This is a genomic window from Acinetobacter sp. TY1 (genome assembly GCF_048551395.1).
Lineage (GTDB): Bacteria > Pseudomonadota > Gammaproteobacteria > Pseudomonadales > Moraxellaceae > Acinetobacter.
In genome coordinates, this window is sequence record NZ_JBLYZK010000004.1 from 108875 (window position 1) to 121330 (window position 12456).

The window sequence follows — 12456 nt, forward strand, 5'->3', positions numbered from 1 at the left end:
TCATTTAAATAGAAGTTAGCTCAAGCTTTGCTTCAGCAATCCACTGAGCTATAGCAGGAACTTGTATTATTTTGTTCATATAAGCTTGGCTTTTTTGATTGGTGGGTAACCCGTAACTTATTACCCTCATTACTACAGGTGCAAAAAAAGCATCGGCAATACTAAATTTACCAAATAAAAAATCTCCTGTTTGCTCATGTAGTTCCCAGATCTGTTCTACTCGCTGTAAATCATTTCGAAGGTCTGCATGCTGTTGCCATAGTTGTTGCCCAAGTTCTTTTAAATCGGCATGAATATTCATGGGACAATAAGAACGTAATGCACTAAACCCACTATGCATTTCTGCACAAAGTGAACGTGCCCTTGCACGCTCTAGAGTATCTTGTGGCCACAAAAGCTTTTGTGGAAATTGTTCAGCAAGAAACTCACAAATTGCAAATGAATCCCAAATCGAAAAATCATTAATCACTAAAATAGGTACTTTACCAACAGGATTCATAGATTGAATGGTTTGCTTAAATATCCCATCAGCTAAACCATCTAACTGGACTAAATGTTCTGTAAATTCAATGTCAAAATGGCGACAGACCAACCATGCTCTCATTGACCAACTTAAATATTTTTTATTTCCAATCCATAAATCCATGACAACCTCTTTTTATATTCGTTTTCAGTTTAATCAAATTTACAGTGCATAAAAAAGAGTGGCGAACCACTCTCTCATATTATTATATGGTCAATAGCTTATGATCTTAGAACAAGAACGAAATCCCTAAACCACCATTATAAGCTTTGTCACGACCTTCCAAATCAATACCAATGCTCGCATCGAGTTGCGTACGGTCATTTAATGCATAAATTAAACCTGTACCCAAAGCATACTCATAAGGCTGGCTTTCAATTTTGCGGTAAACAAATTCTGAGTAACCTGATAAGTTTCCTGCAATTTTATAGCCAACAGTTGGAATTGCAGTCACACCCCACTCACCATCTTGAACTTGATAATTCATCGTTAAGCTTGTAGTCAGTAAGTCGTTATATTGGTAGTCTAAAGCTGTTCCAATGCTATAAATATCATCTTCTGCAGTAAATCCTTCGTTACCCGTTGCAATTTGTGCTTGCGCTAAAATTGCCATAGATAATTTATCATCATCTAGATCAATTGCTTTTTTCAAACCAATACTGACATCGCCTAAACCTGAATCATCAAATTTATCGCCCTTGTATTTGACTTGAGTCCACGCAGGACCTTGCCAACCAAGTTGTAATTCTAAACCTGATGCCAAACCTGTACGAAGTAACGTATCACCGTTTAAAGACAGTGTTTTTTGCTTAGCGCCATCAACAGTAGACTCGGTATAGTTTACGCTTGGTAAACCTTGCTCCCAAGCCACTTGTCCTACAGGTGTAATACCTGTACCAAAACCGCTTCCTGGACGATCAAATGAAAAGTCCGCAGCCATACTTCCCATACTCACAGTAGAAGCAAGGATTAAAGTCAATTTTTGCATTGTTATCATGTTATTACTCAGGGGTCTATTAATTCAATTCTTTTGACATTTTCGCACCACGACTACGCAGTAACTCAAGTGTTTCTTTTTCTTCAGGTAATGCTTGTGACCAATCAATTTGATCAAAATCTTGATCAAAGAATAGATCACTAATCGATGTTAAAATAGTTTTACCTTCTTCATCACGGGTATTTGGATTAACCTGATGATCAAGTAAGCGTAATACCGCAGGTGTACATGCTGCACTTGCTGCATCCCAAAGCGGACCATAGCTTTCTTCAGCATCCCACAAATGTAGGTTTGCTTTTGCCAGAATAAGTGCATCCAAAATATCAAGATGTACTTGTAAAGTCTGTTGTTTTTGTTCAGCCGTCAATTCTTGACCTGCTTCATAGGCTTCACAAATAGCTTCCCACCATTTAAATAAACCATCTGACCATACTGACACAGCAGGACCTTTTTCAGGATCAATAAAGTTTGGATCAAGACCGTCTGCGAGCAGACGCTGAACCTGTGCAAGATCTAATTCTTCCAAGGCCTGTAAAAAAACTTGCTGCTGCGCATTTAACATATTGATCACTCTTTCTATCTGAATAAACATTATGCCGAATTCTTGTTAACTTTATCTAGGGTCTGATGAAAATTTATACTAATAATGTATTTTTTATCTATTCAACTTAACGATATTGAAATCAACTAACATTTTTTAATTCTAACTCATTATAAAAATATCTAAGCCATTCTAAAATTAAAGATTTAAATAAAGAAAAATTATGTATTATTTTTCAATTTTTAAAAAATTCACGCATAAAAAAAGCCCCGAAGGGCTTTTTTGTATTATTTAAATGTCGACTTATGCTTCATCAAGATCAGCATCGACATCAGCAAGCTCAAGCTTACCTCCACGAATATTTTCTTTTTTCTCAAGTACATGCTCAAGACTACGTTTTACTCGTTCAATTGCACCGTGCAGTGAAGTATCAATATTTTTACCGTTATGGGTAACAACGACAGGTTTTAAACCAGCAGCTTTCACTTCAATCATGCTACGGATGTCATCATCTCCGCCCTTGTCACCATTTTCATCGCTAATATGTACTGAAATTTGCGTAATACGCTCAGTATGACGCTGAAATTCATTATTCAACTCATCTCGCACATAAGTAATTAAACGATCACTATTTTGAATATTTTTATCGGTACGGATTTCAATGTTCATAAATTATCATCCTCTTTCTTTAATTGAGAGTTATAGAATTTGCACAAAATTTTATATTTTGGGCTCAATTTTAGCTTGCTGTTCCATATCAGCTTGATCATCTTCAATGTACTGGAATATACCTCCACAATTGATCGGATGAACACCTTTGAGTCTGCAGATTCGTGTTCTTATGTCTTCAATATCAAGCCTTATTGGAAAATATGCAAGTATATTTTTCAATTATTTATGAAAACAATATGAAACTTGACAACTTGTTACACTTGAATTCATCTGATTGTTTTTTATTAATTTTAAAATAATTTTTTTTGATCAAAAGTCATCCAAATATTATTTTAAAATGTCTTTTGCTCTGTCTTTTAATCAATTGCTACAATTTTACATTAAAGACAGCATTTACATTATTCTTCAACGTCTGATCAGTTTTAACTTTATTTTTGCTTAATAATCTGTATCCTTAAGGCGCTTTCTTGGGGGAGAGATTAATCACATGAAACTGACTCAACTTGCAACAATTTGTGCCTTAGCAACAACTGCGACATTCACTCAAGCTGCGCCTATTTGGCAAGACTTCAGCTTAACTGGACTTTATGGTGAAAACTATGAAGTTGTCGATGAGCAACAAACAACGCTGACCGTTGAATATGCTGCAAAAGTAAAATATGCAGATGTATTCTTCTTTATGGATCGTATGCGTGGCGGTGATGACAATAAACTGACTTATTTCGAGTTATCTCCTCGTTTAAGCCTTGGTGAAGTGTCTGGAATGAAACTTTCTGCTGGTCCTGTTAAAGATGTATTAATTTCAACTACATGGGAAAGTAACCAAGACGATTTTGGTAACGATTTTGACAACTTCCTTTATGGCGTTGGTTTTGATCTTGCTATTCCTTACACACAATTTGCAAGTGTAAACTTTTACCGCGCGAATAATGACATCCAAAAAGATGACTATCAAATGACCATCACTTACGGTGTGCCATTTAAACTAGGGTCAGAAGATTTCCTAGTTGATGGTTTCCTAGATTGGTCAACTGCTGAAAAAGATGATGTTCCTCATGCAAGCGAACTCAACTGGACAACTCAGTGGAAATGGAATGCAGGTAAACACATTTCTCCAGATACACGTTTATACTTAGGTATTGAACATTCTGTGTGGAATAACAAATTCGGCATTAAAGGCAAAGACGAAAATAATGTCAGCGCTTTAGTTAAATATCACTTCTAATTCGATATTTAACAATGTTTTTGAAAAGCAAGACTATGGTCTTGCTTTTTTATTGCCTGATCAATCAGATGATCTACAATAAAATATAAATAAGCTACCATGCCGTCTTTTATGAATTTAATCATCCGCCCCGCTCAGCTACACGATATTCCATATATTATGCAAATCTACAATGCTGAAATTGAGTATGGTGTTGCAACATGGAATAATCAACCAAAATCATTAGAAGAATATCAGCAATGGTTTCAGTATTTACAGGAAGCAGAGTTTCCACTATTTGTCGCAGAAGAAACAGAAACTCAAGTCATTTCAGGCTATGCTGAATATTCCAGTTTTAGAAATTTTAATGGTTATGATCAAACCGTTGAGCATGCTGTCTATATTGATCCGAAATTTACACGTTTGGGCTTAGGCAAAGCATTAATGAGTAAATTGATTGAACATGCTACCGCTCATCACAAGCATGTTATGGTTGCAGCAATTGATTCAGAAAATATAAGTTCCATTCAACTCCATGGAAAATTAGGCTTTAAACAATCGGGTTTTATGCCCGAAGTTGGGAAAAAATTTGGAAAATGGCGTGACTTAGTGTTAATGCAATTAAATTTAGATGAATCTCATTAAATCAGAAATATATTTTAGGATTAGCATCATGATCAAAACAATTTTTTCAGGATCGCTTTGCGCTTTAGGATTAATCGCAATGACCTCCACTCATGCAGAGCTCTCTTATGAACAAGAGTTACAACAAGGCTGTGCCAAATTAAAACAATATGCCAATAATGGAAAAAAACTCTATGATCAAAAACAATATAAAAAAGCATTAGAGCAATTTAAAAATCAAGCATCTTGGTCTCAATTCTGTATGCTGAATGCTGATGATACTACAGTCAAAGTCAGCGATCGTGATGTTGCGATCGCCTATAATAATGTTGGTTTAACTTATGCCAAAATGAATCAGCCTTTATGGGCACGAGCATGGTATTTACTCAATATTCGAGATGAAATAGAACCTCAAAGTACCCGTTTTAATTTACAACAACTACCAAAGCCAAAACCATCGACAGACTTATCAGGGCAATATGTGCGTTATGCTGGTTTTGGTGAGTGGAATTACCTTACTGTCAAAAATAATAAAACGTCTTATCAAATTGAATTTGATGGCTTATATATGGGCATTCGCAGTCTGGTTTATGGACCAAATATGGGAGAATTTGATATCACAATGCCACTTTCTAAAAAACAAGCCGTTTACCGTTATGAAGATTGTAAAATTGATTTAAATTTTAAAAGTGATACTACTTCTGGAAACTCAATTAAAGTTACACAAAGTGATGGCAATTCAGGCTGTGGTTTTGGACACAATGTATATGCAGATGGTATTTATTTTAAAGTTGAAAACAATTAAGAATTTGATATTTATATGTTTTAATGCATATATAAATATTTGAAATAATTTGGTGGGTTAATGGCTAAATTCCTGAATACGAGCGCAACAAATTTCTTTTTAGAAGAACTGATTAAAAATGCAAAAGAACGTCTTATTTTAATCAGCCCATATCTCAGACTCAATGATCGGATCAAAGAATTATTAGAAGATAAAAATCGTCTGAAAATTGATATTCGTATTATTTATGGTAAAAGTGATTTACACCCAGATGAAATTAAATGGATGCAAAAATTAGAATATATCCGTATCAGTTTTTGCAAAAACTTACATGCTAAATGCTATTTAAATGAACAAAGCTGTATTATTTCTAGTCTGAACTTATACGAGTTTAGCCAAGTCAATAACAATGAAATGGGAATTTTAATTCAAAAAGATGATGATTTTGATGTTTATAAAGATGCTTATGAAGAAGCTCAACGTATTATTCGTATTAGCGATGAAGTTAGAATCTCACTTGATGAAGTCAAAATAGAAAATACAAATGAAAATATTGTAGAATCCAATGAAAGTTCTAACAAATTAACTTCATCTAAATTAGCAGCAAAACATAAACTTAAAACGGCAGAACTTCTAGAAAAATTTGTAGAAAAGGGCTTGTTGACCTTAAACGAAAATGGAAAACACTTTTTGACGGAGCAAGGCAAAGCTATAGGCGCTGAATTTAAAACAAGCCAATATGGTGGCTACTTCCTATGGATTGAAAATATGGAAATTTAATCATAAAAAATCCCCGATCATCGGGGATTTTTTATGAACAATCAAACAACTAAATCAGCCAAATTACCTTTCTGTTCAAGCCATTCTTTTCGGTCACTCGCACGTTTCTTTGCCAAAAGCTTATCTAATAAACCTGCTGTGAACTGCGTATCATCCAAATCTAACTGCACCAAACGGCGGGTATTTGGATCTAAAGTCGTTTCACGTAATTGACTCGCATTCATCTCACCCAAACCTTTAAATCGGGTAATTTGTGGATTTTTTGATTTTACTTTTTTCAAAATAGACTCAAGTTCACTATCATCTAAAGCATAGTAGACATCTTTAGCATCATCTATACGATACAACGGCGGCATTGCAACATATAGGTGTCCTTCTTCCACCAAAGTTGGAAAATGCTTCACAAACAAAGCACAAAGCAATGTCGCAATATGTAAACCATCTGAGTCCGCATCGGCAAGAATACAGACTTTGCCATAACGTAATTCTGACAGATCATCACTGCCTGGATCGACACCGATGGCTATGGCAATATTATGAACTTCTTGAGATGCCAGTACTTCATCGGAAGAGACTTCCCAAGTATTCAAAATTTTCCCACGAATTGGCATGATCGCTTGGAAGTTTTTATCTCGGGCTTGCTTAGCTGAACCACCAGCAGAATCACCCTCTACAATAAATAATTCAGATTCTTCAAGCGTATGCCCAACGCAATCTGATAATTTTCCAGGTAAAGTTGGACCTGCAACAATTTTTTTACGCTCAACTTTTTTTGCGGCTTTTAAACGGCGACCTGCTTTAGCAATCATCATTTCAGCAAGTTGCATGGCAACGTCTGAGTTTTGATTGAGCCATAAAGCAAAAGCATCTTTAGCAATATTGAGCATAATATTCGATGCTTCACGGCTTGAAAGACGTTCTTTGGTTTGCCCTGAAAATTGTGGTTCTTGAAACTTGAGTGACAAAATATAATTTACGCCATCCCACACATCTTCCGCAGAGAGTTTCATATTACGTGGCAACAAGTTACGCAGTTCACAAAACTCACGCATTGCATCAGTCATACCTGAACGCAAGCCATTCACATGCGTACCGCCTTGTGCGGTTGGAATAAGGTTCACATAACTTTCTTGAACCTGTTCACCACCCTCAGCATTCCAACAAATAGCAAATTCAGCACTTGCACGCTCACCTTCACCTGTAGCAACATAAGCAGGATCAGGTACAATTTCCCGATCTTCCAGTTCATCCATCAAATAATCGACAAGACCATTCTCAAATTGCCACTCTATTGTTTCCCTATTAATTTCATCAATAAACGTAATTTTTAAACCTGCAGCTAAGACAGCTTTGGCTTTTAAATTATGTTTCAGTGCTTTTAAGGCAAATTTCGGTGAATCAAAATATTTTTCTTCTGGCCAAAAACGGACAGTTGTTCCTGTGGCACGTTTAGGTGCTTTACCTTCTAAAACTTCGAGTGGTGCAACAGGTTCACCATGCTCAAATACCATTTTGTAAAGGTTACCTTGACGCTGTACTTCAACTTCCACACGATCTGACAAAGCATTGACCACAGAAATCCCGACACCATGTAAACCACCTGAAAATTGGTAATTATCTGTGCTGAATTTACCGCCTGCATGTAGTTTAGTCAGAATAATTTCAATACCACTTTGACCATATTCAGGATGAATATCGACTGGCATACCACGACCATTGTCTTCTACGGACAATGAACCATCTTTATAGACTTTTACTGTAATTTTATTGGCGTGACCTGCAAGTGCCTCATCGACAGCATTATCAATCACTTCTTGCGCCAAATGGTTTGGACGAGTGGTATCGGTATACATCCCTGGACGACGTCGAACAGGATCTAAACCAGATAAAACCTCAAGAGATTGGGCTGTATAAGACACGTTAATATTTTTCCTTTTATTTTACGGAGTAGGATAAAAATTCCAACAGCATTGGAATTTTATCTGCAAAATTTTCCATCGCATGATTGCCATGCATTTCTGTCATGATCATTGATGTATGAGATGTTGCACTATAATACCTTTCAGCATCGCGATAATCCAAAATTTCATCGCCTTGTTGCAACAAAACCAAGAGTTTGTCTGCATCCTGAACAAATGGTACAGCTAATTGCTCAAGGTCATCGAGCTGTTGCTGATCAAGTATCCAATTTTCACTGACCTTATAAGGTAACTGCGAACCAATATGCTCCTGAAACAAAAGCCATGGTCGCATAGCAGGATTAATCAAAACAGCAGGTACACTATGCTTTGCGACCAATTGTGTCGCATAGAATCCACCTAAGCTACTTCCGACCAATACCACATCATCCAATTGCCTAATCAAATCAGATATTGTTTCTATGACTTGCAATGGAGGCATATTTAAATCAGGTAGATGTACTGTATACGATGTATAAAGTGTACAGTAGTCTTTTAGTTGTTGTCCTTTGATCGATAACGCGCTACTTTGAAAACCATGTAAATAGAGAATATTCATATCTAAAAAATTTGCTTTTGTTTAATAAACGCTCTAATTATTAGTGTGACCAAAATCACATTTTTGTTTTAATTTGTATGTATGACTAAATTGTCCGACAAAAAATTAAAACTTTAACGTAATCATCAGTATTTTAGAGATGTTCAGGATGAACACGTTAATACAATGATTTGAGGATTTATACCTTGATCCTCATCAAAAAGAAAGCATTGGAATGCGTATCAAGATAATTGAGGATAATGGCATATGACTAGTTTAACACCACTGCACGAAACCTATTGTAAATGGGATCGTTCTCCGCCAAGTCAGGCAGATGTATTGGAGGGTTTAGCACAGTTGCTAAGCGCACCTGTCAGTAGTGTTGCACAAGATCTAATTCGCTCTATCCAACGTGAAGTTTTATTGAGCCTATTTGGACTAAGTAAACAAAAAGCTAAACGTTTTCAAAATTCTCCTATCGTCGAAAAAATTTATACGCTCGGATTTAATAGTCTGCAAACTTATAGCAATCATTTGCTTGCGCCAGCTTTGCGTAAAATCATTGAGCAGTTTCCTAATCTGCATGAAAAACCACTGACCTACACGCTGAACTTTTTAATCAGTGTATTAAATGGTGTATTGGGAGATTACTTACTTGCCACACATAACCCACTTGCGATTACGAGTAATTTATACGATCACTATGGTGCTTTACAGCAAGGAGATTTAGCTGGTCGTGTGGTGATTTTTTCACATGGCTTATGTATGAATCATCAGGATTGGACAAGTCGTGGTAATGGTGGCATAGGTGAAAAACTATTGGCTCAACGTGATAACAACACCATGTTGTATTTACACTACAATACAGGTCGACGTATTTCAGCCAATGGTCGTTCTCTTGCCAATATACTCGAAGATTTAGTGAAACGTAATCCACGCATTACAAGTATTGACCTAATTGGACATAGTATGGGGGGACTAGTCTCACGTAGTGCTTTGTTTTACGGCAAGCAAAATATGCATCAATGGTTACATATGGTTGAAAATTTAGTCTGTCTTGGTTCACCCCATCATGGTGCAGTATTAGAACGTTTTGGTTTTGCGCTACAAGATAAAGTAGGACGTTTCCCTTTGATTAAATTGATTAGTCACATTGTCAATATTCGCAGTAACGGTATTTTAGATTTACGTTATGGTAGTGTGCGTGATGATGATTGGGAACATAACGCTGCACGTATTGGTCAGGTTGATGATAATCGTAAACCCGCACCGCTTCCTTCACATATCAATACTTTCTTGGTTGCAGGAACACTTGAATTTGAAAATCGTAAAAATCGCACGCTTAAAGTGATTGGTGATTATTTGGTGAGTGTAAAAAGTGCTTTAGGTGAACATCCAAATCCTCGCTATCAACTAAAACTACCTGAATCGCATAAAGCTGTATTTTATGGTTTGAATCATTTTGAAATTCAATTTCACGCTGAAGTTGCAGAGCAAGTTGCAAAATGGTTTTATCCGCACCATGACGAAATTGCAGAAGAACAAATCCGTAAATACTTAATCCAACTTGAAAATCTACAAGGTATTGTAGAAACCTAAAAATAAGAAAAGCCCGTTTCAACGGGCTTTTCTTGAATCAAATTTACAAGAAAATTAAGCAGGATATTTTCTAACTAGTTGCCACAAACTCACCAAAATCAAAACAGCAAAAAATGCAAATGACCATACAGGTAATGACTGACCTAAGAAGGTCCAATCAACCATCGCACATTCGCCTGAGCCTTTGAGTACATTTTCAAAGACTGACTTCAATGGCAAAGTATCAACCCAATAATCCAAACCTGGACCACAGCTAGGCACTTGATCAGCTGGTAAGTTTTGCAGCCAAACATGACGTGCGGCTACACCTGTCGACCATCCAATCGCAAGCGTACCTAAAAAAGCATAACCACGTTTCAATCCTGTAGATTTTGGATTATGTAGAAATGCAATTAGCGAAATCAACCCAAGCCCAATTAAGCCAATACGCTGGAACACACAAAGTGGACAAGGCTCAAGTCCCTGAAAGTGTTCGAGATACAGCGCAAAAGCCATGCCTACAACGCTAGCAACAAATAAAAAACCACTGACAACACGATAACTACGCCACTGCATGGCTATTCCTCTTATTTTTTATTTCAATACATCATTTAACGTTTATCTAAATTGTTTCAAATAATGTTCAAAACTTACTGTTGTATCTTGCTCAAGTTGTTGTTGCTTGTCTTTAGATGACACTGCAAGCTGTTCAAAATACGTTAAAAGTTCATCACTTAATACATGTTCTTGGTAATTTTTTACATGTGTTAAAGCCATAAAACTACCAAAACTCCATGTACCACCATGTTTCAATGTATCTGCAATCACTTGAGCAGATAGAGTTTTTTCGACATGATCAATACGTGTTTTCATCAACTGCATTGAATTACTGTAGATGTCCGTTGCGTAGGTTTGATTGAGTAAATCAGCCAAAGGTAACATTGCCGTTATATGTAAATTCAACCAATCTACTAGCAAATACTCAGCATTCGGCTCCAAAATTTTAGCATTCGGCGCTCGACCACGGTTGACCACTTCTGCCTGATTTTGATCAATCAAATCTTGTTCACTTTCAGGTAAATCAGGACTATCTTTGAGTAAACAATACAGCGCTATCACTTCTAAGAACGCTGCGGTATCTTCATTAATCCCAATATCACTATACGGATTGACATCAACCGCACGTAATTCGACATAAGCTATACCACGGTTTGCCAAAGCTTGTGATGGGGTCTCACCTGCCTCAGGTATCTGTTTTGGTCGAACTAAACTGTAATATTCGTTTTCAATTTGTAAAACGTGATCATTGATCTGAATCGGTTCGCCATTGGCATCGTCTAAACCTAAACGACTAAAAGGTGGGTAAGGCGTATAAACTGCTTTTTGTAAATCCGCCACATAATCTTTTAAGTTATTATAATGAATACCCAATTGTTTCTGCGCTGAGTTTTGATAACCAAATCGCCCCATACGGAGTGCCGTTGCATACGGTAAATATAATGTACCTTTAATCAAAGGTAATAACTGATGCTCACGCCCTGTCATAAAACACTTACAAACAGATGGACTCGCCCCAATCAAATAGGTGACAAGTGGTGTTAAGCGGATAAAGTTACGTACTAATCCCAAATAACGATGACTACGATAATCCTGCAAACTCAAAGCTTTTAAGCGGTCATCTACTTCATGTTGTTGTAATGCTTCAAACACTTCATCCGGAAATGAAATATTGTAATGTACGCCTGAAATGGTCTGCATACGGCGACCATAACGCACACCTAAACCACGACGATAAAGTGTTTTAAATTTACCAATATTAGATGAACCATACTGCGCTAGACGAATATTTTCTTCTTCGTCATCAAGCATACATGGCATGGACAATGGCCATAGTTTTTCATCTTCAAGTAAATGACGATTCACCACCGCATGAATATCTTTTAAAAAATTCAATGCTTCAGGAATATTTGCTTTAGGTGGTGTAATAAATTCCATTAAAGCTTCAGAATAATCTGTCGTAATATGCGGATGAGTCAATGCTGAACCCAATGTCTCAGGATGATTGGTCTGAGATAAAAAGCCGTTGCCTTGCATACGCAGACTTTCACGCTCGATACCACGCAGCATGCCTTTAAATAGTGCAGCATCTGCCCAAGTCGGTAAAATGGCTTGAGTGTTGGCTTCTGGTTGACTCATTGCTTACTCTCTTATCTTAAAGAACATTTTCAAATCAAATGATTCAACTGCATTATATCGT

At 36.6% G+C, this 12456-nt stretch carries 13 protein-coding genes; 5 read left to right on the forward strand and 8 right to left on the reverse strand.

Annotation, left to right across the window (positions count from 1 at the left end):
* Positions 1 to 4 precede the first annotated feature (4 nt).
* The 4 genes from ACK2M2_RS04085 to ACK2M2_RS04100 all read right to left on the reverse strand — a co-directional run bounded on the left by ACK2M2_RS04085 (position 5) and on the right by ACK2M2_RS04100 (position 2730).
* Positions 5 to 646 carry a glutathione S-transferase gene (locus ACK2M2_RS04085; RefSeq protein ID WP_419346199.1) on the reverse strand — a complete coding sequence of 214 codons (642 nt, stop codon included), beginning with the start codon at positions 644 to 646 and terminating at the stop codon, positions 5 to 7.
* A gap of 106 nt (positions 647 to 752) precedes the next feature.
* The gene (locus ACK2M2_RS04090) at positions 753 to 1520 is read right to left on the reverse strand and encodes a transporter (protein ID WP_419346200.1); all 768 of its coding nucleotides are present in this window, start codon (positions 1518 to 1520) and stop codon (positions 753 to 755) included.
* A 19-nt stretch (positions 1521 to 1539) separates the two neighbouring features.
* Positions 1540 to 2082: an ankyrin repeat domain-containing protein gene (locus tag ACK2M2_RS04095; RefSeq protein ID WP_409510677.1), complete on the reverse strand. Its 543-nt coding sequence runs from the start codon at positions 2080 to 2082 to the stop codon at positions 1540 to 1542.
* Positions 2083 to 2364: 282 nt separating this feature from the next.
* Positions 2365 to 2730 (reverse strand): HPF/RaiA family ribosome-associated protein, encoded by a 366-nt coding sequence (locus ACK2M2_RS04100; RefSeq protein WP_409510676.1) that lies wholly within the window; start codon positions 2728 to 2730, stop codon positions 2365 to 2367.
* Positions 2731 to 3220: 490 nt separating this feature from the next.
* Here ACK2M2_RS04100 and ACK2M2_RS04105 point away from each other — a divergent pair, with 490 nt between their 5' ends.
* The 4 genes from ACK2M2_RS04105 (at position 3221) to ACK2M2_RS04120 (ending at position 6125) form a co-directional block, all read left to right on the forward strand.
* Complete coding sequence (locus ACK2M2_RS04105) at positions 3221 to 3958, forward strand: outer membrane protein OmpK (RefSeq protein ID WP_409510675.1); 738 nt, start codon at positions 3221 to 3223, stop codon at positions 3956 to 3958.
* Positions 3959 to 4069: 111 nt separating this feature from the next.
* Positions 4070 to 4582: an N-acetyltransferase family protein gene (locus tag ACK2M2_RS04110; RefSeq protein ID WP_419346202.1), complete on the forward strand. Its 513-nt coding sequence runs from the start codon at positions 4070 to 4072 to the stop codon at positions 4580 to 4582.
* 28 nt (positions 4583 to 4610) lie between these two features.
* Positions 4611 to 5366, forward strand: a complete 756-nt coding sequence (locus ACK2M2_RS04115; RefSeq protein ID WP_419346203.1) for a hypothetical protein — start codon at positions 4611 to 4613, stop codon at positions 5364 to 5366.
* 60 nt (positions 5367 to 5426) lie between these two features.
* Positions 5427 to 6125, forward strand: coding sequence for a phospholipase D family protein (locus ACK2M2_RS04120; RefSeq protein WP_419346204.1), 699 nt, complete (start codon positions 5427 to 5429; stop codon positions 6123 to 6125).
* A gap of 41 nt (positions 6126 to 6166) precedes the next feature.
* Here the strand turns inward: ACK2M2_RS04120 and parE are convergent, their stop codons facing one another.
* Together parE and ACK2M2_RS04130 are read right to left on the reverse strand one after the other, a co-directional pair.
* Positions 6167 to 8044, reverse strand: coding sequence for a DNA topoisomerase IV subunit B (gene parE, locus ACK2M2_RS04125; protein WP_419346205.1), 1878 nt, complete (start codon positions 8042 to 8044; stop codon positions 6167 to 6169).
* Between the two features lie 16 nt (positions 8045 to 8060).
* Entirely contained in the window at positions 8061 to 8642 is a 582-nt protein-coding gene (locus ACK2M2_RS04130; RefSeq protein ID WP_419346207.1) for a YqiA/YcfP family alpha/beta fold hydrolase, read from the reverse strand.
* A gap of 246 nt (positions 8643 to 8888) precedes the next feature.
* Between ACK2M2_RS04130 and ACK2M2_RS04135 the strand changes: the two genes are divergently transcribed.
* Complete coding sequence (locus ACK2M2_RS04135; RefSeq protein ID WP_409510669.1) at positions 8889 to 10220, forward strand: hypothetical protein; 1332 nt, start codon at positions 8889 to 8891, stop codon at positions 10218 to 10220.
* A 54-nt stretch (positions 10221 to 10274) separates the two neighbouring features.
* On the opposite strand, the gene ACK2M2_RS04140 is transcribed toward ACK2M2_RS04135, so the two are convergent.
* On the reverse strand, positions 10275 to 10775 hold the full coding sequence (locus ACK2M2_RS04140; RefSeq protein ID WP_419346210.1) for a disulfide bond formation protein B: 501 nt from the start codon (positions 10773 to 10775) through the stop codon (positions 10275 to 10277).
* A gap of 42 nt (positions 10776 to 10817) precedes the next feature.
* Positions 10818 to 12395, reverse strand: coding sequence for a glutamate--cysteine ligase (gene gshA, locus ACK2M2_RS04145; protein ID WP_419346212.1), 1578 nt, complete (start codon positions 12393 to 12395; stop codon positions 10818 to 10820).
* Between the last annotated feature and the right edge of the window lie 61 nt (positions 12396 to 12456).

Excerpts from the sequence above, each read along its gene's own strand:
- ACK2M2_RS04085 (WP_419346199.1), bottom strand. The coding sequence starts at position 646 with ATGGATTTATGGATTGGAAATAAAAAATATTTAAGTTGGTCAATGAGA.
- ACK2M2_RS04090 (WP_419346200.1), bottom strand. The coding sequence starts at position 1,520 with ATGATAACAATGCAAAAATTGACTTTAATCCTTGCTTCTACTGTGAGT.
- ACK2M2_RS04095 (WP_409510677.1), bottom strand. The coding sequence starts at position 2,082 with ATGTTAAATGCGCAGCAGCAAGTTTTTTTACAGGCCTTGGAAGAATTA.
- ACK2M2_RS04100 (WP_409510676.1), bottom strand. The coding sequence starts at position 2,730 with ATGAACATTGAAATCCGTACCGATAAAAATATTCAAAATAGTGATCGT.
- ACK2M2_RS04105 (WP_409510675.1), top strand. The coding sequence starts at position 3,221 with ATGAAACTGACTCAACTTGCAACAATTTGTGCCTTAGCAACAACTGCG.
- ACK2M2_RS04110 (WP_419346202.1), top strand. The coding sequence starts at position 4,070 with ATGAATTTAATCATCCGCCCCGCTCAGCTACACGATATTCCATATATT.
- ACK2M2_RS04115 (WP_419346203.1), top strand. The coding sequence starts at position 4,611 with ATGATCAAAACAATTTTTTCAGGATCGCTTTGCGCTTTAGGATTAATC.
- ACK2M2_RS04120 (WP_419346204.1), top strand. The coding sequence starts at position 5,427 with ATGGCTAAATTCCTGAATACGAGCGCAACAAATTTCTTTTTAGAAGAA.
- ACK2M2_RS04130 (WP_419346207.1), bottom strand. The coding sequence starts at position 8,642 with ATGAATATTCTCTATTTACATGGTTTTCAAAGTAGCGCGTTATCGATC.
- ACK2M2_RS04135 (WP_409510669.1), top strand. The coding sequence starts at position 8,889 with ATGACTAGTTTAACACCACTGCACGAAACCTATTGTAAATGGGATCGT.
- ACK2M2_RS04140 (WP_419346210.1), bottom strand. The coding sequence starts at position 10,775 with ATGCAGTGGCGTAGTTATCGTGTTGTCAGTGGTTTTTTATTTGTTGCT.
- gshA (WP_419346212.1), bottom strand. The coding sequence starts at position 12,395 with ATGAGTCAACCAGAAGCCAACACTCAAGCCATTTTACCGACTTGGGCA.